At 39.7% G+C, this 21,990-nt stretch carries 19 protein-coding genes; 5 read left to right on the top strand and 14 right to left on the bottom strand.

All coding sequences use genetic code 11. The features are described from left to right. Positions 1–4 precede the first annotated feature (4 nt). From DSM08_RS09365 to DSM08_RS09350, 4 genes are all read right to left on the bottom strand, one after another. On the bottom strand, positions 5–3,340 hold the full coding sequence (locus tag DSM08_RS09365; protein WP_223110793.1) for a SusC/RagA family TonB-linked outer membrane protein: 3,336 nt from the start codon (positions 3,338–3,340) through the stop codon (positions 5–7). A gap of 24 nt (positions 3,341–3,364) precedes the next feature. Then, complete coding sequence (locus DSM08_RS09360; protein WP_187774027.1) at positions 3,365–4,393, bottom strand: FecR family protein; 1,029 nt, start codon at positions 4,391–4,393, stop codon at positions 3,365–3,367. Between the two features lie 220 nt (positions 4,394–4,613). Next, complete coding sequence (locus DSM08_RS09355) at positions 4,614–5,177, bottom strand: RNA polymerase sigma factor (RefSeq protein WP_187774026.1); 564 nt, start codon at positions 5,175–5,177, stop codon at positions 4,614–4,616. A gap of 438 nt (positions 5,178–5,615) precedes the next feature. After that, on the bottom strand, positions 5,616–5,807 hold the full coding sequence (locus DSM08_RS09350) for a cold-shock protein (RefSeq protein ID WP_149525902.1): 192 nt from the start codon (positions 5,805–5,807) through the stop codon (positions 5,616–5,618). A 360-nt stretch (positions 5,808–6,167) separates the two neighbouring features. Between DSM08_RS09350 and DSM08_RS09345 the strand changes: the two genes are divergently transcribed. After that, on the top strand, positions 6,168–6,698 hold the full coding sequence (locus tag DSM08_RS09345; RefSeq protein WP_149525901.1) for a GNAT family N-acetyltransferase: 531 nt from the start codon (positions 6,168–6,170) through the stop codon (positions 6,696–6,698). 24 nt (positions 6,699–6,722) lie between these two features. Next, positions 6,723–6,920, top strand: a complete 198-nt coding sequence (locus tag DSM08_RS09340; protein ID WP_149525900.1) for a DUF6965 family protein — start codon at positions 6,723–6,725, stop codon at positions 6,918–6,920. Between the two features lie 21 nt (positions 6,921–6,941). Here the strand turns inward: DSM08_RS09340 and DSM08_RS09335 are convergent, their stop codons facing one another. From DSM08_RS09335 to DSM08_RS09325, 3 genes are all read right to left on the bottom strand, one after another. Beyond that, complete coding sequence (locus tag DSM08_RS09335) at positions 6,942–7,130, bottom strand: hypothetical protein (protein WP_149525899.1); 189 nt, start codon at positions 7,128–7,130, stop codon at positions 6,942–6,944. A gap of 117 nt (positions 7,131–7,247) precedes the next feature. After that, entirely contained in the window at positions 7,248–8,837 is a 1,590-nt protein-coding gene (locus DSM08_RS09330) for a fimbrillin family protein (protein WP_149525898.1), read from the bottom strand. A 43-nt stretch (positions 8,838–8,880) separates the two neighbouring features. Beyond that, positions 8,881–9,048 carry a hypothetical protein gene (locus DSM08_RS09325; RefSeq protein WP_187774025.1) on the bottom strand — a complete coding sequence of 56 codons (168 nt, stop codon included), beginning with the start codon at positions 9,046–9,048 and terminating at the stop codon, positions 8,881–8,883. A 648-nt stretch (positions 9,049–9,696) separates the two neighbouring features. On the opposite strand from DSM08_RS09325, the gene DSM08_RS09320 reads away from it, so the two are divergent. Then, a complete protein-coding gene (locus DSM08_RS09320) occupies positions 9,697–10,107 on the top strand; it encodes a hypothetical protein (protein ID WP_149525896.1) in 411 nt (136 codons plus the stop codon). A gap of 448 nt (positions 10,108–10,555) precedes the next feature. Here the strand turns inward: DSM08_RS09320 and DSM08_RS19440 are convergent, their stop codons facing one another. From DSM08_RS19440 to DSM08_RS09295, 5 genes are all read right to left on the bottom strand, one after another. After that, the gene (locus tag DSM08_RS19440) at positions 10,556–10,735 is read right to left on the bottom strand and encodes a PLDc N-terminal domain-containing protein (RefSeq protein ID WP_394344166.1); all 180 of its coding nucleotides are present in this window, start codon (positions 10,733–10,735) and stop codon (positions 10,556–10,558) included. Between the two features lie 467 nt (positions 10,736–11,202). Beyond that, complete coding sequence (locus DSM08_RS09310) at positions 11,203–11,733, bottom strand: hypothetical protein (RefSeq protein WP_149525894.1); 531 nt, start codon at positions 11,731–11,733, stop codon at positions 11,203–11,205. Between the two features lie 280 nt (positions 11,734–12,013). Then, a complete protein-coding gene (mnmE, locus tag DSM08_RS09305) occupies positions 12,014–13,387 on the bottom strand; it encodes a tRNA uridine-5-carboxymethylaminomethyl(34) synthesis GTPase MnmE (RefSeq protein ID WP_149525893.1) in 1,374 nt (457 codons plus the stop codon). 379 nt (positions 13,388–13,766) lie between these two features. Further along, a complete protein-coding gene (locus DSM08_RS09300) occupies positions 13,767–14,384 on the bottom strand; it encodes an alpha/beta hydrolase (RefSeq protein ID WP_149525892.1) in 618 nt (205 codons plus the stop codon). Between the two features lie 18 nt (positions 14,385–14,402). Next, positions 14,403–15,341: a ring-cleaving dioxygenase gene (locus DSM08_RS09295; RefSeq protein ID WP_149525891.1), complete on the bottom strand. Its 939-nt coding sequence runs from the start codon at positions 15,339–15,341 to the stop codon at positions 14,403–14,405. 272 nt (positions 15,342–15,613) lie between these two features. Here DSM08_RS09295 and DSM08_RS09290 point away from each other — a divergent pair, with 272 nt between their 5' ends. Then, positions 15,614–15,799, top strand: coding sequence for a hypothetical protein (locus DSM08_RS09290; RefSeq protein ID WP_149525890.1), 186 nt, complete (start codon positions 15,614–15,616; stop codon positions 15,797–15,799). After that, positions 15,796–18,477, top strand: coding sequence for a Plug domain-containing protein (locus tag DSM08_RS09285; RefSeq protein ID WP_149525889.1), 2,682 nt, complete (start codon positions 15,796–15,798; stop codon positions 18,475–18,477). The genes DSM08_RS09290 and DSM08_RS09285 overlap by 4 nt, the downstream gene beginning before the upstream one ends. Before the next feature lie 95 nt (positions 18,478–18,572). Here the strand turns inward: DSM08_RS09285 and DSM08_RS09280 are convergent, their stop codons facing one another. Further along, positions 18,573–19,391, bottom strand: coding sequence for a class I SAM-dependent methyltransferase (locus DSM08_RS09280; RefSeq protein ID WP_149525888.1), 819 nt, complete (start codon positions 19,389–19,391; stop codon positions 18,573–18,575). Between the two features lie 615 nt (positions 19,392–20,006). After that, positions 20,007–21,566, bottom strand: coding sequence for a M60 family metallopeptidase (locus DSM08_RS09275; RefSeq protein ID WP_149525887.1), 1,560 nt, complete (start codon positions 21,564–21,566; stop codon positions 20,007–20,009). Positions 21,567–21,990 lie beyond the last annotated feature (424 nt).

Below are 21,990 nucleotides of genomic sequence, written 5' to 3'. Positions count from 1 at the left end.
AAACTTATAAATTAACATTTAAACCAAAACTGAATGTTCGAGGTTGGGGCACGCCGAATAAATCAACGCCATAATATCTTGGATCCAAATTATTATTGACCTCTGGGTCCCATCCTGAATAGCGAGTAAGTAAAAATAGATTGTCTGCAGTAGCAAAAACGCGTAGACCTTTTAACTTCATCTGTTCCACAAGTGATTTATCAAAATTGTAACCTAAGGTCAGAGCACGAAGCCTTATAAAAGATCCATCCTCCAAAAAGCGAGTTGAATTTTTTGTATTGTGGCCCAGCCCAATTAACGCTCTGGGATATACATTTGTAGTTCCAGGCCCAGTCCAAGCATTCTCAACATAGGTTAGATCTTTAGCATAATTGGATCCTAGGTTGGCCATACCAGTTGATTTCCATTGCGCATAAATATCTGTACCGTACATGAAGGTAAACATCATATCCAATTGAAAACCTTTATAGGAGAAACTGTTGTTCCATCCACCGGTTAATTTAGGGTTAGAATCTCCTGTAACTATTCTATCATTGTCATTGATGATATTATTGCCATCCATATCTCTCCAACGAACATCACCGGCTCGAACTCCTAAATCAAATTGTTCTTGCGGAACTTCTCCGTCGTATTGGTAGAGTCCATCCCAGTCAAAGATGTAATATGCACCAATACTCTTTCCCACTTGAAGAGCGCGGTTATCACCAATTGCAATTGGTAGTTCGTCATCTAAAAGGGATAAGATTTTATTTTTGTTATGCGCGATATTGAAATCCGATTTCCACACGACCTGTCCGATCGGTACATTCGTATTGATGCTCAATTCTAAACCTTTGTTCTCCATTGTACCGATATTACTTACAATGCTTGTTACACCGGTGGTCGCATGAATCGGCCTACTATATAATAAGTCGAAGGTCTTCTTGTAATAGGCATCAAAGGATATATTTAACCTTCTCTTAAAGAACGAAATGTCAAAACCTGCATCATACTGATTCGCTCGTTCCCATCTTAAATCCTTGTTTCCGAACGATGATACCGATATTCCACTTATATTTCCATAGTTCTGTCCTCCAGACATTAATGCTTGATACGCATATTGTCCAATTCCTTCTTGGTTACCTGTAATACCGTAACTTGCGCGAATCTTCAGATCGTTGGTATTATCACCCATAAACTCCTCGCGTGAGACATTCCAACCAAAGGAAATGGACGGAAAGTATCCCCAACGATTATCACGGTGAAATTTAGAAGAACCGTCAGCGCGAAACGTCGCAGTCATTAGATATTTATCTTGGAAGGAAAAAGTACCGCGTCCGAAATAAGATTCTAAAGCATATTCTCCAATTGACCCACTGGCATCAAAGATCTCAGACGCAACAGAAATTACCTGCATTGACGGAGTTGGAAAACCGCGACCATCGATCATCGATGATCTCGACATTTGTTTTTGGAACGAATGCCCTAACATGGCGGAAACTGTTAAATCACCGAAGCTATTATTATAGTTTAATACATTATCAAATACTAAGTTTTGGATTAAACGATTATAATCGATAATTCTACCGACTCCTGTACCATAGGGATGTTTATCATTATAGTAGGTATAATCGTAGGTATATCCAATATCCGCTGAGAATGATGTCCGGAAGGAGAAATGGTCAAGAAAGCTGGCTTGCCCATAATAAGTTCCTAAATAACGATAATTATCTACATAGGCATCCTGTTCGTTTAAAATTTGTAAAGGATTATGCCGAGTTAATTCATCCGTACCTCCAACATAATAATCGCCATTGGGTTTAAACGGTCTATCAAATGGTCGCTGTTCAATTGCACGAGCAATAATTGTAGAACCTAAATTGGCACCCGGAACTTGATTATTCTTTATAAAATTCCCCATATTATTTGCTCCAATTTCCAACCAATCACTGAATTTATGACTGATTTTTGAGTTTAAGTTGTACTTACGAATCGCATTATTTTTGATCACACCTGATTGATCGGTTAAACCTAAACCGAAATAATAGTTTGTCTTCGTATTACCCCCAGAAAAAGATGCATCATAGTTCTGGAAATAACCTTTTTGTACAATTAACCCTAACCAATCTGTATCCGGTAGTCCTTCATAAGGATTTGAAATACGAATCTTATAATCCGACTGGCCGACAGCTAAACCAAATTGCTTATTGTAGTTATCCACTCCCGCATTATAGCTATTTACGTACTGTTGCGAGCTTGTCAATTTAATTTTATTTCGATTCGCAAATTCGCTGAAACCAGTCGTTATGTTCACGCGTACGTCGTTTCTTCCAGCCTTTCCTGACTTCGTGGTGATGAGGACAACCCCATTAGATGCTCTGGAGCCATAAATTGCTGCAGAAGCAGCATCCTTAAGTATTTCGATAGATTCGATATCTGCATGATTAAATGCCGCCAATGGGCTATAGTTCTCGCCAAATGAGAATAACGACATATCTGAAGTATTGATCGGTACTCCGTCAACGACGTAAAGTGGATTATTTCCGGCACTGATGGAGGACGTTCCGCGAATGGAAATGCGTTCACCCGAAGCCAAGTTTCCCGACCCCATGGAAACATTGACCCCTGCAATTCTCCCTTCCAATAAGCGTGTGGGGCTTGCCACTTGACGCATGTTGGAGTCATCAACCTTTAAACTCCCAACAGCGCTAGTCACCAACGCTTTCTTTTGAACACCATAACCAACAACAATTGTTTCATCCAGTATATTTTGGCGTGCATTTAAAATGATGCGTGGAGCCTCTTGCTGCTTCAGGATTACAGTTTTGGTTTCATAGCCCGTGTAGCTAATTCGTACAGAAACGGTCTCCGCTGAAATCGCTAGATTGAAATAACCCTTAGCATCTGTCATCACCGTTTTAGAGCCATCTGCCAATTGCACTGTTGCCCCGCCTAGTGCTTCACCCGTCTCGTTAACCACAAATCCTGAAACAAATTCCTGGATATGAGTTAATGAGCTCCTTGTCTGACTATCTTTTGTTTTCTCTCGAACGACGATGACTCCCTTATCATAGTCATACCCAAAAGGTTGATTTTGGAAAATTAGCGGCAAGAGCTCTCTAAGTTCCATGGAATTAGCTTTTAGCGTAATTGACTTCGCAATTGGAGTAAATTTGCCATCGAACAAATAAGAAACGTTACTCTGTTCTTTGATTTGCTTAAAGACATCGACGAGTCTTTCATTCCGAACATCAATACTGATCTTTTGAACCGATTCCGCTCGAGCAGGAGCCTGAGAACAAAGAAAACCCATTCCGGCATAAAGCAAGAAATTGAGGTTTTTGGTTTTAAAAAAATTCATGAATTTGATCTAGTTGAATAATATCTATTTATGTTGATTTTTCTTTTCTACTACTTTTAGTTTACTATTTACGACTGAAATGGTTACACCTGAAGTGGTTTCTATTAGTGCTAACACATCTTTCAAAAGGAGATTACGCGGAATTAATCCATTTATTCTGTTGTTGGGAATTGATGTTTCGTCTACTTCTATACTATACCATCGACCAAGCATCCGTAAGACCTCAGTCATCGGATAATTATCAAAATAGAAATCGCCAGACCGCCATGCCGCATAGTCGCCTGCCTGATCAACTTTCTCGTAACGAATACTCGCACCAATTTTAGCTTGGTATCCGGGCGTCATGATCAGTTTCTCATGTTTCAATGAACGCGCCTCCACGGAACCCTCGATTAATGTTACTAAATCTGACTCTTGCCCTGCATATGCGTTAATGTTGAATTTGGTGCCTAAGACTTTGGTAGTTTGATGCGCAGACTTTACATAGAAAGGTGCGGAGGAATTGTGCTTAATCTCGAAATAGCCCTCCCCGCTTAAGAATACTTCTCTCTTGTGTTCGTCAAATCTCGAAGGAAAACGAATCGTACTAGCCGCATTCAACCATACTAAACTACTGTCTGGGAGAATCAACTGATAAAAAGCTCCTTTTGGGGTTTGAATTTCATGCATCACAATGGTTTCCCCCTCTTCGCTCACGTCTTCATAGAGGCCCTCGGCTTGCAACTTCGTTAAATCGACAGCAGAACTTAACGAATAGGACTTGCCAGAAGTAGTAATAAGATTTGCAGTAAAATTGCCCGGTTCACTTAATAATAGATCCTCATCGGAGGACATATTCAATTTGGCGAAATATAGGCCAGTGATCAGTAATGGTATGATTAGGATTGCCGCCCATTTTAAGTAACTAGTTTTCGAAATCACAGTATGCTGCTTCGTTTGTATGCTGGATTGAATTCGCTCAAACATCCGTGTTTCTAGATTATCCTTTTCTTCACTGGAAAACTTATCAAACTCGAACTCATCAGATTTTAAAGAATCATATAGTTGATTCACTATTTCGTTTTCTGTAGAACTAGTCCGCCCTTTTAAATATTTATTTATTATTTTTCTCAATTCATTCTTCATATTAGTCTGAGCCGCAAATGCATAAATTGATAATCCCCCATTGCCCTCTATACCAATGACAGATAAGAGCGTAGAAAGCCCAGCGAGAAAGTGAAAAAAAATAAAATAAATTAGAGAATAAGGGGAAAAGGAGTAGTGTTTTCTTGTATTAAATAAAAACAGCCGTTGAGACTGCCAAGAAAAGTTTCAATATGTTTCGAAGCGTTACTATTGCTCTACCTAAATGATTTCTTACGGTTTTTACGGATAAACCTAGTTCCTGTGCTATCTCTACCGTTGATCGATTTTCTTCATAACGTAACTTAAAAATCGAGCGCTGTTTTGGTGGCAGATGTTTAAGCTTCGTATTAAATATCGCTCCAGCCTCTTTAAATTGGAGCTGATAGGCCGGAGAGATATCCGTTGACATTTCAAGTTCATGTTCAGCAAGCAAAGCGGGACGCTTTTTTAGGATGTAATTCAGCGTTTTATGCTTGCAAAGGCGGTAGAGAAAGGCGGGAATATTTTGGATATCTTGCTTTCCACGCTGTTCCCATAATGTGATGAAGACATCTTGTGTGATATTTTCGGCATCTTCCTTATTTTTTAATCGAGAGTAGGCATCAGAAAATACCTTAGACCAACATGCGCTGTAGATCTTTTTAAAAGCATCTTCGTCCCCCTGGTTGAACGCATGGAGAGGACCATTGATAGATGAATCAAGTCGCGTCACAATATAATTTTTTAAATCGGAAGCTAAATTGGCTTGTTTTTATTTATAAGTAGTTAGATAAATATTAATAAATTATTAAGCATTTCAAAATGAAATGATGAAAATTTGTGCGAATTAGGAGATTCGAAAAAATAAAAGGATCATAATTCTAGTTAATGACGAAGAAATTTACCGCCTAATCTAAAAGTTCACTTAATTAAACCATACCAATATTCGCCACCATAAGTGATGGTTTATTGTAAATGCACCTAATCCCGGTAAGACCTCATGGAGTCCGTTGAACTTCTTAGTGACTGCCTTATCCAATCTACCTCCTTACCCTCTCAACACAGCATCCGTCAAATGCGATCCAACGTCCCAACTCCACCCTACCGCAAAAAAAAATGTGGCAGAAGATTTTCATCTTCGCCACATTTTAATAACATACTTACAAGTTTGTTATGCGATACGCACGTTTGTAGCGCTTAATCCTTTTGGAGTTTTTTCTACATCAAAAGTTACAGTATCATTTTCTCTGATATTGTCTCTAAGTCCTGTTGTGTGTACAAAGATATCTGCACTACCATCATTAGGTGTAATAAATCCGAATCCTTTGGTGTTGTTAAAGAATTTTACTTTTCCTTCTTGCATTGTTTTATGTATTTAATGAAATATTCTGTTTTGGCAAAAAGCCTTTTCGTTATAGCCCTTGGGCTACAAATAATCTTCTGTTAGCAAGCAATGATGTGTATTAAAAGAATCTGAAGGAATACAAATTCGAATAGTTTCTGCACCGTTGACTGGAGAACAAATAAGCAACTGAAATAGCGAAACTAAAATGGATGAGTAAACTGATCTGTTTCAGAGAAGCAAAGGCAGAGCCTGATTATCATATCAAAGATAGGATAATTAATTGTTAATAATTTTTTAAATTTCGTTAAATATAAAGAATATGCGATTCACTCCATTAAACGCATATTTTATATCTTGCAGCAAGCAAAATAACCGAATATGAACGTAACAATACGACAAGAAAGACCTAGCGACTACGATGCAATAAGAGAACTTGTGAGAAAATCATTTGAAAATGCTGAGTTTACAGATGGCGATGAGCATCATCTAGTCGATAGATTGCGAGCGTCGGATGCGTACATTCCGGAATTAGCATTGGTTGCTGAGAATGAGGAACAGTTGGTTGGATTTATCCTATGTACTAAAATTACGATTGAAAATGGAGAAAATCGCTATGAGTCTCTAGCATTGGCGCCAGTAGCGGTGGATCCTCGCTTTCAGAATTTGGGTATTGGAGGAAAGTTAATAAATGGCATGCATGAACTTGCAAAGAAATTAGGTTTTGGTTCGATTATATTGTTGGGACACGCAGAATACTACCCGCGTTTTGGGTACAGGCCAACTTATACGTTTGATATTCATTTACCCTTTGAGGTGCCAAAGGAAAATAGCATGGCTATTGAATTAAGTGATGGCGCATTGAAGGGAATACAAGGCACGGTACGCTATCCGGAAGCCTTCGGAATATAAAAAACTTTTATTTATCTTCGCGCTATGACGCTAGCAGAACTAAGAGCCGCATTATTGGGGAAGTCATTTACCGAACCCGTTCAGATCAATTCCTCTTCCACCGTATCGGAACCGGATAAATTTTTAGCAATTCAATTTGCTGATTGCGAGCGTTGGTCAAGGGAAATAGAGAAGTGCCCGGCTTATATTCGATTAGTACAGTTTTACGAGGCTACAAAGTAAAGAGATCGTTGCGGGAGCATCCTATCCCCTCACCATTTCCAACTCCTCATCAGAGAAGCGCAACATATCTGTTAATACCAACACGCCAGTATCTTCTTCATCGATTTCTTCGAGGTAATACCACAAATCGCCTTTTACCTTCACAGGACCGCCACGTTGCAATACGTGATACCCTTGTTCGATCAAGTCTTCAACTTCATTTCGTTTCATAACTTTAAAACGTATGGAATTTAAAATAGTTTTTGAGCTTACTGTAAATATAGAAAAACAGAAGCCAGATCGGGATCTGGCTCTGGAAAATTATTAATGCAATTGAGTTTTCTGACTTTAGTTACAGCGCACGGTCTTCCTTCCGTAGCCTCGCCCGATGATGACTGTCGCTCCGGCAACTGTTTGTGAAACTTCGACCGTATTGCTGCCTGTTTTGTTCCAGTCGACCTTATTGAAAGTCCTATCGCCCTTTAACCTAAGCGGGAATAGTGGCCCGTTGCTTACTTTGCTACCGAACATTTGTACTTCGCCCGTTTTACTGATGACGATTCTTATGATTGGATTTGCGTTTGTTCCTTTCAAAAGATAAATCATGTCGACCTGATCACCGTATTGTGAACCATCTTGAAATTCAATATTCGTGAATTGTCCCTCTGTCGTGCTAAAGGTTTCAAATTGTATTTGATCTGTGGCTGCGCTTCGGTAAATATATTTTCCATTCACTTTCATATTGAATGCATTGTCAAGTTCTCGGATATCAAATTGAAAGCCGTAATTAGCCTCCGGAGCTGTGAAGGTATTGGTGATCGTCTCTCCATTTTGATAATACCTACGTTCATCAGTTTTATAAATACCATATAGGGTCTGACTACCTGATCTCCAGCTTGTTTCGGGATAGTTCCAATCTAATGGTGCAGAAGTTACCTCTTGAAGACATGAGCGAATCTTAATCTTCATGTTATAACGATGACCTGGGGTTATCTTAATGTTCGGAATACTGATATTAGTTTTTGTTTCTGAATCGATAACCATAGAAGCTATTGTTAGATTAGAAGAAATTGTGGTTGGACTAATGATAAAGGTAGGCTCGCTTGTTATCGTACGACCGCCAAATGCCGACAAAGGATAAACTATATTCGCCGAAGCATTTTCAGTCGGAAATTCTAAAGTGCCGTCTGCGAAATTCAACGTTCCATTCGCTTTTGTAGGATTAAATGCAGCGCCGCTAATCGATTCGATAACACCAGTCATCGTATCGTCCATTTCGAAACTTGTTGTTATCTGGCTAAACTGATGCTGAAGCACAGCATCTAAATTGTTCATTCCTAACTGTATTTCCATCGTTCTTTTGAAAAACATAAGATCCGCATTGATATTGCTGAGTTTAGCAGTACTTAAATTCGCTCTACCATCAATGTCCGGAATGGATTCAGTGCTATTGATTGAATATACAATGAATGTGTAAGTTGCTCCCGCCTGAACGGCGATCGAAGTGTTGGGTGGCGTAATACCGTATTGATAGTCTTGGCTAGTCACATAATTATTGGAGGCATCATAGACCACCATGCGATACATTGTGCCATAAGCCAATGCCCTTATGATACTTGCTCCTTCTGCCTTCGGAGCCCCTGTAGCATTTGAATTGCTCGAGTTGATCGTCTTGCCCTGCTCGGTAACCGAGACTTCAAGCGTCATTCCTCCATCTAAATAAACGTTCGAACGTTGTATATTTTGAACGTTTTTTCGCGCAGAGCGATTTCCGGCAAAAGTTACCTTCTCTTCCGTGGGCTCGCCTACCGATAAGTTGACAAACACCGATGCGTTTGCTTTTGCTGTAGGTTCATCTTTTGATTTTTGACAGCCTCCGAGAACAGAGAAGCTGAACAGCGCAATAAACGCCAATATGTTATTTGTTTTTAACTTCATAATTCTAGTAAACATGTTTTTTTCTTTGTGTTCCTTGAGGATGTTAAAAGTTCCAATCGAATTCTTTGTTCTGATCTTCTTCCTGATGCCATTCCTCGCTGATCGTGTTCATCTCATCCTGAGGTCGCGTATTAGCTGATGTTGCAGCGATGCCCTCTTCCATCTGAATTTCATCCATCCAGACTGTTGGTTTTAAGTATTGTTTTTTCATTTTCTCCTGTTGATGTTTTACCCAAGTTTTTCCACCAGAATTTGCGGTCCGCAAAACCGATACGAAATGATTCAACAAAATTATTTAGTTAATATATTGTCTTATTAGTAATATTTAGTAAGGCGTTTCTTTTGGAAATATTTGTAGAATTGAGTCTACAAAGCTAACTAATATCAATAATTGACAATTTATGTATATTCAGGAAACGTAATATTAACTTTTACGATACATCACGATTGTAAATAGTTGAATCGTAAATACATGCGAATTTTGACTAGTTCAAGAATTTAGTCGATATCTGGGAGAATGATGGATTGTGAAAAAAAACCTAGTATTTAGTCGTTGATTATCAAGTCATTAACTAATATTTAGAAAGGATTCGTGGACTTCGGTAAGCGGTTTTGAGAGGGCAAATTAAAATTCTTCTTAAGATCGTTGATATGTGGGAATGGAGAGATTTGAAGTTAATATAGTGTGCTAGATTTCACACCCTAATTTACATATGCTTAAGTTAAGCTCTGAAAAATAAATATAAGAGTATTCTCATAACTCCTGAAAATTGACATTTAAAATGTGTTCACGCTTTTTTTAAAATTTCCGACTAGGCAATTTCTTTATTATATTTATAAGAACCAACTTATAAACAGAATGAAAAAATTAATCTATTCTATTTTTATTATTGTCGTACTAGGGTCTTGTTCTAAAAATGAAAATCACATTGACAGCAAATCTCAAATACTAGGAGAATGGGATTTAATTTACGCTGCGCCGATTTTACATTTGAAGAAGAAGTCATTCAATTTTGGAAAATCAGAGCTAGCGATTACTGGGATAAGATTGGATACGAAATGGGGTGGAGCTATTACAGCCTGGGATGATGAGGCTGCAGTAAAATTTAAGTATTCGTTATCTGAAGATAACAAAACATTGACGATAATATACGAAGGTAATGCTATTTTGGATTTTGATATTTTAAAGTTAGATGAGACAACATTGATGATTCAATCAAGATTCGGAGAACAAGAACCGTATCCCCTTCATTTTATGAGACCCAAATAACCTGCCAACAGACCACCGAGCGGAATAAAGAAAGTGCTGTAGCATTGATTAAGGAAATGTAGGATATAAGATTATGGGAAAACAGAAATACTGTAAATACCTAGTCGTGCTTGATAGCTACACAATCGAAGTATCTGTAAATGGTTTGGGGCGAATAGCTATTGGTAAAATAGATTAAAAAATTATATGCAGGTTTTCGGACCTGCTTTTTTCTTAATCCGCTTCTCCAATCTTCGGGAATTATCCTATCCTAAAAACGTGTAAAGCACTAGGAAAATCGAAAAAACATTTATGATATATCCAGTTACCCTCAACGTTTTATCATCCCTTCTCGATAAGATTATCCCAACTGACATTAAGCATAACGCTAAAATTACGTTTAACATGGTTAAGTTTTTAGTTAGTTAGCCGAAAGTTCAAGAGGCATTAAGAAAGTAGAAAATGGGAGCTAGTATCGAGAGGATCTAACACGATTATTACTATAATCCCAAATCCAATATGCTATAGCCCCAAGGAGGTTAAATACTAGAAATGCAACAATCCACAACAATTTCTCATTTGCATTAATATTCCTTGATACAACTAACCTGTAAAAAGAGTATAGGTAAAAAATTGTTGGAATCAACATCGACAATAAGATGACTTCCTGTATTCCAATATTTAAAAATAGCAGATTCATAAAGTTAGTTTATAATCAAATGTAGCAATAACAATTAGAAATAAGAACAATATATTAGATAGTAGGGAATAAAAAATTGGAAACCAAGTTTAGTTGAACGAAAGCATACTTAAGGTTTTAGTAGTTAAAACCGAAAACGTGGTGTTAGAGGGTTATGCCCATTGATAGATTTAGCTAAACTTCAACCCATCCCTTTGTCAGAAGAGGTGATGTTGGAGTGTGGGTTTGCCGATTAAATTGGTACTAGGTATTTCACTTGTAAAAAAAGCAAGTTTTACAATCAACTTGGACGGACATATTGGTTACAGGACCTGTATTTGGTCGAATGAAAAGATCAAATACCTACATCAACTACAGAATATTTATTTGAAATAAGTAAAGTCCTTGATTAGTGCTGCTTGTCTCAAATAATATGATTAGAAATCTTGTATTCCGCCATCTACTGGAATCGAATTGAGCTGCAAATGTCGTGCATCAGGGCTCATAAGAAAAGGTTTAAAATTAGATTTGATATGCATATACATCTTTGCTATTTCAGTTATCGTAAGACTCGAAGCGTTTTTGAGATTAAACGAACCATAATAACAAGTTCCGTCACTTTTTAACCAATAATGAAATCTGATCCAATCGTTATTAGCTTTTAATTGGCTAATTCTGGAAGCTGAATGAGTCTCTTTTGCATATTTAAACCAACCATCGTCACGGTTGACTATTATCCCTTCGATTAATATTTCAGTTGGAATACCATTTACTGTTATAGGATTATCAGGTTGAAGAACCAGATCTCTTGGTATTACGACAGTATCCGTGTTATTTGCTATCTTATCTACCTTATACACTACCCCATTTACGTTAAATACCCCAACTTGCAGCGATTGAGCGGAACCGATTTTGCAAAAGAGTATTATAAGAAAACAAACAGAAAGTATAAATCTCTTTTCTCGCATATAACTAATATAACTTTTAATCGTTGAGAAGTCGACTAAACTATGATGAAAAATTATGTCTTTAGCTCCACGTTAATTCCAAAACGGCATTTGTCTTGTCGCGCCTCTTGAATTTGATCTTGCCTAATTTTTGTTTTAATTGCTCGATATCTATATAATCCAAAGGACATAACAGGTTATTATCTATCTGTATTAAATTCTTCTTACAATTCCCTCCGACCCTTACAACTACCAAATAAGCTATAAAACAAGTGCTTTCGTGAAAAAGTGTGTGAAGTGGTTACTTCCCGATACAAAACTTACTAAATATATTCTCCAGCAAATCGTCCGTAGTAACCGTCCCGGTAATCTCACCCAAATGATGTAGCGCTTGCCTTATATCCATCGCTAGGAAATCCGATGTAATCGGATTATCAATCCCGAACAACACCTTCTCCAGAGCCTCTCGAGTATGCTGCAAAGCTTCCAGATGACGAATATTCGTCACAATCGTATCATCCGTATTAATCTGCGACAGATTCACCTGATTCAGCAACTCGTCTTTCAGCCCTTCGATACCCTGCTGTTGTTTTGCGGAAATATAAATTGGGTTTAGCACTGCATATTCAGCGCGTTGATCTTCGGAGAGAAGATCGCTTTTATTAATAATCGTCACAAATGGAATATTGAGAACTTCCACTTCCTTAATCTGCTGCTGTACGGCAGCAATATGATCCTGCGTAGGGTCAAAAAGATAGATAATCAAGCGTGCCTGCTTCATCTTCTCCATTGTCCGCTCCACTCCTTTCGCTTCAATCAAATCTTCCGTCTGGCGAATCCCGGCCGTATCTATAAAACGGAAAGTAACGCCATGTATATTGATCTCATCTTCAATCGTATCACGTGTCGTACCAGCAATATCCGATACAATAGCACGTTCCTCATTCAATAAAGCATTCAACAGTGTCGATTTCCCCACATTTGGCTTTCCAGCAATAACCACCGGCACACCGTTCTTCAACACATTCCCCTGCTCAAACGATTGAATCAAACGCCCGATCACCTGATAGATCTTCTCGATCAGAATCCGCAATTGATCGCGATTAGCGAACTCCACATCCTCTTCCGCGAAATCCAATTCCAGCTCGATCAAAGACGCAAAGTGCACCAGATCCTCACGCAGCTGCTTCAACTGATTTGAGAAACCACCACGCATCTGCTGCATAGCAATCTGATGCGATGCTGCAGAATTCGAAGCAATCAGATCCGCCACTGCTTCCGCCTGCGACAAATCCAATCCGCCATTCAAGAAAGCACGAAGAGTAAACTCCCCCGCCTTCGCCGCCCTCGCCCCTTTCTTCATCAGCAACGTCAAGATACGCTCGATAATATACTTCGAGTTATGCGTAGAAATCTCCACAACATTCTCCTTCGTATACGAGTGTGGCGCAATAAATAAAGAAACAAGAACCTCATCAATCACCTGATCCCCATCACGAATAGTTCCAAAGTGGATCGTATGCGAAGCCTGCTTGCTCAAATCCTTCCCCTTAAAAACAGAGTCCGTAATAGCCACTGCCTCCGGACCCGACAAACGAATCACAGCAATAGCACCATTAACCCCTGGAGAAGTCGCCAGCGCGACAATTGTATCTTGAGAATGCGTAAATGACATGGGGGCAAAGATAGCAAATTAGATTTTAGATATTAGATTTGAGACATTAGAGTCTTTGAACTGACAAAGGAAGGAAAAGTTTGCATTGAACCAAGAAAGGAAGGAAAAGTTTGTATTGAAGCAGGAAAGGAAGCGAAAATTTGTCTTGAACCAGGAAAGGAAGGGTTTAGGGAGAAACAGGATCCTACTCATCTTATCCTCCTTTCTTCGTCCAGACTAGATGTTAGATATCAGACATAAGATGATATACCTGATCTTATCCATCCCTAAATCCTTCCTTTCCTGATTCAAGACAAACTCATTTTCTGTCTATCCCAATCGTTCAAACTCAAATAACCTAACGTCTAAAATCTTACGTCTAAAATCTAATGTCTCAGATCTAATATCTAAAAACAACCCTATTAGCAACCTCAATCTCATCCGAGACAATCGTATGCGGCATTCCCGCATAAATCTTTTCAGTTACTTCGGCGCCCATTTCTTCCAGCAGCTTTGTACTTTCTTGCACACGGCTTACGGGGACATGGAAGTCGGGGTCGCTGGTTCCGATAAAGATTGGTGTTCCGGCGAAATCTCCTTGGTAGTTCTCCTTATAGATTTCATCGCCGATCAGGCCACCGGTGAAGGCTACAGCTCCGCCGTAACGTTGAGCATTGCGTGCTACATACTCTAGGGTCAAACAGGCGCCTTGCGAGAAGCCTAGGAAATAGATGTTCTCCGCTCGTATACCCTGAGCTTCCGCTTCCTTAACCGTTTCGGCCACCAACGCCAAAGCTGAATCCAGATAAGGCTGATTCGAAGCAACCTCCGCCATAAAAGAATGCGGATACCAAGTATGGTTTGTCGCTTGTGGTGCCAACAACAGGTAATCCGCGACGTTCAGATGCTCGGCAAGGGATAAAATATCCTGTGCCGAACCTCCTCTACCATGTAGCATTATCAAAGCTTTCTTTGCATTGCTAGTATTCCCTGCCTGTAATATATTTCTTTGATGCATATCGTTTTCCTTTTCTAATTATCCTTCCAATTGTGGCAATACTTTTTCGATCTCTGTGCGGCTGCCTTCATATTGTCTAGGCAATTTCAACGCAGATCCTAAAGAATCTAGCGGCTCATCTACATCAAAGCCCGGATTCTCTGTCGCAATTTCAAATAACACACCTCCTGGTTCGCGGAAATAAAGCGAATGGAAGTAGTCACGGTCAATCTGCGGAGTTATTTGTAAGCCGGCTCTCATGATTCTTTCACGCAACTCCAATTGATCCTCATCGTTCTTAACGCGAAAAGCAATATGATGATTGGTCCCGGCCGTATTGATTGCCCGGCCAGCATTCGGATCAATCAAAATATCAATGATATTTGCGGAATCTACCGTGTCTGTAGCAAAGCGATAGCGATTGCCCTCTTCAGCCACTTGCTGATAACCCAATAAATCAGTTAAGACCTTTGCTGTTGGTTCCAGTTCTCTCAAAGTTAAAGTCGTATTATGAAAGCCTTTGCTTGCTACCTCCTGTGTCACTTCCTTCGTGGTCCAGCCCGTTCTCGTGTCGCCAGCTTTTGGAACTACTAAGGATAAATTCAATCCATCCGGATCTAAGAATGGATAGTATAATTCACCGAAACGCTCAACAACCTCTCCTGTCAACACATTGTTTTCACCGAAACGTTCAGTCCAAAAGTCCAAACTGCCTTCAGGAACAGAATATGCAATCTCTGTCGCCATACCAACCCCATTGCGACCGCGTCCGATACCCTCCCAAGGGAAAAAGGTCAGTATGGTTCCTGCTGAACCCTTCTCATCTCCATAGTAAAAATGATAGGTGCCGGGATCATCAAAATTGACGGTTTTTTTCACCATCCTTAAACCCAATACCTTGGTATAAAAATCATAATTACGCTGCGCAAGATTTGCGATAGCCGTGATGTGATGTAACCCTAATACTTTATTTTCCATGATAACTCCTTTTCTATTTAAACAACTTATTATTCTATTGTTGTGATTTGTTATACAAAAATGCGCAGAATTGCGAACCTGTAAATTGATGTATGATAAGAAGTAATCCTAGCCAACGTCGGCAGCAATACTCTACTCAACATACTACTTAGCTACTACATGCGATTACATTCGGTATTATTATTAATAAAATTAACTGTAGATTAATTATATTTGATTAACCCTGAAACCCACCTATCGGGGTTGGAGCCAATTATAGATAACCAAGAAAAATGAAACAGCAAATCTTTACATTGCTGGGCTCCATCTTTTTCCTGTATTCAGGACAGGCGAATGCCCAACCAAATGAGACTTCTCCATTCAGGGAATCCTATCAAATGACCTTTGTCGATGATACGAACAAAATTATCCAGCCGCTAAGAAAATCTTACCATCGACCATTTGAAATAGCGCCATGATAGCCTCCTTGTTCAAGAAGATCTTAATTGCAATAATGCTGTTCTTATCCAAACAAATCACTGCACAAACCGAAAATATAGACGGCTATATCCTTTCGGACGGTAAACCTATACCCTCGGTTTATATAAGGCTTACCTCAGGCTCTAAGGTACTTGCTTATAGCAATAGCGACAATAGCGGTTATTTTATTATCAAAATTCCAGAAAACATCAATATAAGTCAGCTTCATTTGGAAACTAGCCACTTATCTTTTCAACCGACTAAAACACGGCTATCGGAAGATAAGACAACGTATAAATTTATCCTCCAACCTAAATCTACCGAAATTCAAGCCCTGGATATCAAACGATCGCAAAGGTTAAGAGCGAATGGCGATACTTTGGTATTTAAAGTTGATTCATTTGCCAGAAATGAAGATCGTACGATCGAAGATGTTCTGGCACGTATGCCCGGCATGCATGTGGCAGAGTCTGGGAAAATAAGCTTTAATGGAAAGGAGATTACCGCCATCTATCTCGATGGAAGCAACCTGTTAGACGAAAAGTATGAATTCGGAAGCAAGACCATCCCCAATAAAATTATTGAAAATATCGAAGTGTTACAACGTCACATACACCACAAAGTGCTTCAAGACAATACATTGAGCGATGATATCGCCATCAACCTGGTGTTAAAAGACGAGGCGACCCTAAAAGTCATGGGACGCTCAACTCTGGGTTTAGGCCTTCCCGAACAATATGATCTGGAACTGTCAGCAATGCTTTTAAACAAGAATATTAAAAGCCTAAATGGTATACATGGAAATAATTTGGGAAAAGACCTATCCAGCATGTTTATCGGCCATACAGATTTTAAGCGAAATAGCCGAATCGTAGATCCATTACCAAAAAATCTGCTGCGACAAGAGACCATTACCTCGGCAACGGGACATCCTTATATCAACAACACCGCGAAAAGTCGATTTCTAGCGTCAAACAATTATTTCCGAATACGCCAGAACGGATCACTACGGCTTATAGCACAACAACATTTGGGGCGAAGAGAGCCCTTAGTATTTTCATATAATGATAACTTCGCAAGCCTAGACAGCATCCGCTTTATAGAAGACCCAAACAGCACGCCGGTGCTACGAGGAACTGTATTGGCAGCGCAATTCGAAATCAACAGCCCCACTTACTTTCTCAGCAACAATGCCTATATGGAGATTGACCGAAGGAAGGAAACTTCGGATCTGCTAGGAAATTCAATGCAATTGAACCATCCATATCGACATAAGCTCCTACAATGGAGCAATCATTTCCGTTACAGCCCAAAACTAAAAAACGGAGACATTGTCGATATACAATGGACTATAGAACATAAAGATTCCGAAGAACGTCTGCAGGTAGAACAATTTACCGCAGACCCATTCACCACGAACAAAAAAGAAGATATCGCACGCCAACAGTTAGAACTCCCCATTTTTGCCAATCTAATTCGAGCATCTTATAAGTTCAACAAAGGAGTCTTAAAACACAGCTATCTTCTAGGACTTTTGAACGAACGTCAAAAATTTAACAGCGAGCTGGACTTATCAGGTTCAGAATATCAGTTTTCCGAACTCGGCCTCCGTGAACAAATAAACAACCTCGACTGGCACAACAACGAATTCTACTTTGTACCCATGCTAGAAACAAAAGTAAAACAGTGGGAATTTTCTGTCGCTTTGCCGGTCATTGCCCAACATATACACTATTTGGACCCCACGAATGATTTGGATAAGAGCAGAGATAAGGTCTATTTTAACCCTTTGTTCAATAGCAAATTCTTCCTCAATTCGCAAGACTATCTACAGCTGCGCTTCCAACATCATCGATCGATAGGCAATATGGCTAATTTTTTCTGCAAACCAATATTAAAAACCTACCGTAGTTTAGCCAATAACATGGTCGACCTGCGCGAGAAAAAGAAGAATGAACTTACTTTGAAATACAATATACAGCGTCCATTAAAACTATTCTTCGGGAATATCACCGCAAAATATGCTTCCGTCAGGTATCCGGATCTGCTAGCAACATTAGTCACCGACAATTTGCTGTCTAAAATCGTGGTCCCAGGTGCTCACAAATCGCAAGAATATGGATTGATCTTGTTTGCTACACAATATATAAACGCACTCCGCGGCCCTCTGCAGCTCCACGCGAGTTGGACAAACCTTAAGGATGATATGGCCGTGCAAAGACAAGCAACCAAGCTGGATCAATCGGCTGTAGTAATCAACCCGTCAATTGACATGCAATTTCATAAGAAATTCAGCGTAAATTATGGACTCCACTATTCCTGGTTTAAAAGTGAGATCGTCGCTTTTCATGTTCCAAGCGACCGTATTATGAGCAGCAATTTAATTCAGTCTATCAAATTAGCCTATACCCCGATTAAACCGCTCTTTGTAGAATATAGCTTCAATCATCAGCATAATAAACAGGGCATCTTTACAAACAATCACCTGTTTATGGATCTTTTCGCTCGTATTAGCCTACCAAAAAGGAAAGTTGATCTAGAAGTAGAACTCAAAAACATCGCAAACATCAAAAACTACCACCATCAAGTATTAACCTCCGACGAACTCTATAGCACAGTTTACCATCTAAGAGGACGTATGCTCAACGCACAAGTATCTTTAATTTCTAAAACTTGAAACTACAAATACAAACGAACGAACTAACCCAAAAATAAACAGGCGCCAAAAAAGCGCCAATCCAAATCTTATATCTAACGTCTAAAATCTAATATCTAAACAAACGCCGCAATCATCATATGCGGACTCAATGCCAGCAAATGCTCATCATTTTCCGTAATCTCGGTAATCAAATCCAGATTCTTTCTCTTCTTAGCATTTAACATACTCTCAAAATAGTGCTTGTCCAGCCAGGTAATACCCTCCACGGCGTATAATTTATCAAACCTCAATCCCGCCGCTTCAAACTCCGCCTTTAGCTGTGCAGGCTTATGGTAAAACGATTCCGCCATCACCCAAGGCAAGTCCGAAGGCGCATTATGAATGCCCGTTGTCAGTTCCGACTTGCACATATCCAAAAAAGAAGGACCATGAATCAAACCATTCAACAAACCCACAATAGTAGACGCCGTATAATTAATTGCAAATCCCAATACCACTCCACCAGGCTTCAGCACACGCTTCGCCTCCGAAATAGCGCGCAACCTCGCCTCCTCACTTTGCAGATGATACAACGGACCATGCATTATCACCACATCCGCAAACCCGTCCTTAAAATCCAAACGCTGCGCCTCCCCTTTAATCACCTCAAAAGGCCTTTTAGCCTTTTCCGAACGCTTTTGAGCAATCTTGAGATGCTTATCCAAAGGTTCAACCATATGAACATCATGCCCCTCCTTGGCTAGCCATTCTGCATACTTACCAGTACCACCACCAACATCAATGACCACCCCCAACTTCGGCAAATACCTAGAAATTAATGCTTTGATCCTTTCAAATTCAAATATCCCCAAACCCTTGCTGAGTCTATCCTCCTCCGAAGCCTGATTGTAGAAATCCTCAATCTTCGCGCTAACCAATTTCTTGCTGTTCATACGACAAATATAATGCTTTGGAAGAATTCGGAAGCAGATTTTAGACATCAGACATTAGGTATTAGACCCGATTCTGCCAATCCTTGCATCCTTCCTTTCTTGGTTCAAGAAAAAAAATTCAATACAACCTTTTCAACGAAAACATCGTGATTGTCTTGAACCAGGAAAGGAAGGATTTAGGGATTATCAGGATCGAGTGGAAAGAAAAAAAATGGATGACGATTTTTTCTTGAACCAGGAAAGGAAGGATGCAAGGATGATCAGGATTAACGAACACATTTTCTAGGCGGTTGCCATGACGAACTGCGTAGAGACGTTTCACTAAACGTCTCCAAAAATGTACTCGACCCAGCCTTTCATACCTCCCAATACCCGATCCTGCCAATCTTTGCATCCTTCCTTTCCTGGTTCAAAACAAATTTTCCTTCCTTTCTTACTCCAAGACAATCCCCGATCCTGCCAATCCTTGCATCCTTCCCTTCCTGGTTCAAAGACAAAATCCCCATCATTTCCCCCTCCCTTTCTAAGCTCAAAACAAGCCAACCCTTCCCATGAAAAAGGCGCCTAATCGGCGCCCTACTCTAATGTCTAAAATCTAATATCTATAATCTAATCTCAATCTTTCATAGCGCTAATATCACCCTTTGGTTTCGGGAGATTCAACGCTTTGATTTCCGCTTTACATTTATCGACCATAGCTTGCGTCATACGGTAATCATACTTGCCGTAATCATCCATTTCGAACTCGCCGACATAGAAGAACCCATACTGATCAAAGAAATCAGTTAAATCTTCCTTTGCAACCTCACAAGCGGTTTTCACAAAGTTCAGCTGATGAACCGCAGGATTTCTGTCACGATTCCAAGGATTCTCTTTCGATTCTTGCTGACGGAAAGTCTCAAACAAATTTGGATAGAAATCCGCCTTTTTACCTGGCCCAGCATAGTAAAGTTGCAATTGCCAGAAAGGTACCAAGCGGTTGAACACATCCGGATCCTGTAGGTAGGAAATTTTCTTATCAATGATGGAAGCACGCGCTTTAGCATAGTTTCCTTGCTCAGAAATTCTCGATTTATTACCGAAAGAAGTCGTCACATAAAGCGAGTAAATATTATTGCTCACCTCGCCTAATCCGCCCCAACTCAACTTCGGTCTTGTTTGGTGCACATGGCCAACTTCATGGCTGAAGCCCCAGCAGGGGTCGCCACTAATAACACGTGCAGGATCTAAGACCATCGCCATCGCATAACCGCTCTTGCCGCCCATGTAGGCAACTCCATCGCCATCTCTGAACATATAGTAGTTATAGTTAACACGAGATAAGATCTTATTTTCCGGTACACGATTATATTTGATCAGTCCCATAATGCGGTGTTGACGGTGTACAAGAGAGTCGTAGTTGTTGATCAATTCCACACCCTTACCTCCAGCATATTTCTTTAAATCAGCAACCGGATAAGCTGTTTGAATGTATTTCCCTTTCGCATCGACAACGCCATAAACTGCTTTATCCAATAACTTATCCCAATCTGCATTGTTCTGCTTCTGGCTATCGAAGTAACCATTCACCTGCCCTGTCAAAAAGTGAACACGAATAGGCTTCTCCTCTTTCGGATTTTCCGAGAAATAATAGATATATGCTAAACTGCCGAAATCCTTCAGATCAATAATATTAACGCCATTTTGGAGTTCGAAGACCTCTTTTTCTATACCCCATCCCTTCGGATCCTTTGTCGGCTCCTTCGGATCAGGTGCCTGTCTTAACCAGTTCGGAACAATTAGTTTAATATCCTTCCCTCTTTCAATTCCTTCAGCAAGCACGATATGTTTTCCAACCGGTAAATATACGCCCGTTATATTCTGATACTTACTATATCCATCTCCTATGCTCAGTTGATGACCCAGGGTCGTAGGTGACAGGATCGCATGATAATCTGCCAGTTTATAGTCAGACTTATAGTTGCCCGCCAAAACGTTTAAGGCATGCTTACGGATATGCTCATCCTCTATTTTGTTGATGATTTTTTTAGAAGTCCCTTTTTTAAGCGTCAGCGCTAAAGGATCTTCAAAAACAGATAATTGCTGATATGTATGTTTAACTTCCTTAGCACTCTGAGCATAACCCATCGACGCCATTAAACATGCTACCGCAAGAGTTAAAATGGTTCTTTTCATAAAATATTTAAGTCGTAATAGTTCCCGAAAATACAGGAATTATCAACTAAAAAAAGCCCAGCGAATTAGCCATAGGCCTCCATTACGCTTAAATGCAATCGCAATCGTTTGAGTAATTTTTTCAATTCCTTGCCTAAACCAAGAAAAAAGGATTTAAAGATTGGGATTTTGTCTTGAACTAGGAAAGGAAGGAAAATTTGTCTTGAACCAGGAAAGGAAGGAAAATTTGTCTTGAACCAGGAAAGGAAGGATGCAAGGATGATCAGGATCGTGTAGAAAGGAAGAAAATGGAATTTTTCATGAACATATGATTTAAACAAAAAAGGAAAATTTGTCTTGAACCAGGAAAGTAAGGATGCAAGGATTTACAGGTTCGTGTAAAAAGGAAGAAAAATGGATGGAGAGTTTGTCCTGAACCAAGAAA

Source organism: Sphingobacterium hotanense (assembly GCF_008274825.1).
GTDB lineage: Bacteria > Bacteroidota > Bacteroidia > Sphingobacteriales > Sphingobacteriaceae > Sphingobacterium > Sphingobacterium hotanense.
The sequence above is the reverse complement of the archived record's forward strand: the minus strand, read 5'-3'. Positions and strand labels throughout refer to the sequence as shown.

Bases quoted from the DNA above. Each gene is read 5' to 3' on its own strand.
- DSM08_RS09365 (WP_223110793.1), bottom strand. From the start codon at position 3,340: ATGAATTTTTTTAAAACCAAAAACCTCAATTTCTTGCTTTATGCCGGA.
- DSM08_RS09350 (WP_149525902.1), bottom strand. From the start codon at position 5,807: ATGCAAGAAGGAAAAGTAAAATTCTTTAACAACACCAAAGGATTCGGA.
- DSM08_RS09345 (WP_149525901.1), top strand. From the start codon at position 6,168: ATGAACGTAACAATACGACAAGAAAGACCTAGCGACTACGATGCAATA.
- DSM08_RS09340 (WP_149525900.1), top strand. From the start codon at position 6,723: ATGACGCTAGCAGAACTAAGAGCCGCATTATTGGGGAAGTCATTTACC.
- DSM08_RS09335 (WP_149525899.1), bottom strand. From the start codon at position 7,130: ATGAAACGAAATGAAGTTGAAGACTTGATCGAACAAGGGTATCACGTA.
- DSM08_RS09330 (WP_149525898.1), bottom strand. From the start codon at position 8,837: ATGAAGTTAAAAACAAATAACATATTGGCGTTTATTGCGCTGTTCAGC.
- DSM08_RS09325 (WP_187774025.1), bottom strand. From the start codon at position 9,048: ATGAAAAAACAATACTTAAAACCAACAGTCTGGATGGATGAAATTCAG.
- DSM08_RS09320 (WP_149525896.1), top strand. From the start codon at position 9,697: ATGAAAAAATTAATCTATTCTATTTTTATTATTGTCGTACTAGGGTCT.
- DSM08_RS19440 (WP_394344166.1), bottom strand. From the start codon at position 10,735: ATGTTGATTCCAACAATTTTTTACCTATACTCTTTTTACAGGTTAGTT.
- DSM08_RS09310 (WP_149525894.1), bottom strand. From the start codon at position 11,733: ATGCGAGAAAAGAGATTTATACTTTCTGTTTGTTTTCTTATAATACTC.
- mnmE (WP_149525893.1), bottom strand. From the start codon at position 13,387: ATGTCATTTACGCATTCTCAAGATACAATTGTCGCGCTGGCGACTTCT.
- DSM08_RS09300 (WP_149525892.1), bottom strand. From the start codon at position 14,384: ATGCATCAAAGAAATATATTACAGGCAGGGAATACTAGCAATGCAAAG.
- DSM08_RS09295 (WP_149525891.1), bottom strand. From the start codon at position 15,341: ATGGAAAATAAAGTATTAGGGTTACATCACATCACGGCTATCGCAAAT.
- DSM08_RS09290 (WP_149525890.1), top strand. From the start codon at position 15,614: ATGAAACAGCAAATCTTTACATTGCTGGGCTCCATCTTTTTCCTGTAT.
- DSM08_RS09285 (WP_149525889.1), top strand. From the start codon at position 15,796: ATGATAGCCTCCTTGTTCAAGAAGATCTTAATTGCAATAATGCTGTTC.
- DSM08_RS09280 (WP_149525888.1), bottom strand. From the start codon at position 19,391: ATGAACAGCAAGAAATTGGTTAGCGCGAAGATTGAGGATTTCTACAAT.
- DSM08_RS09275 (WP_149525887.1), bottom strand. From the start codon at position 21,566: ATGAAAAGAACCATTTTAACTCTTGCGGTAGCATGTTTAATGGCGTCG.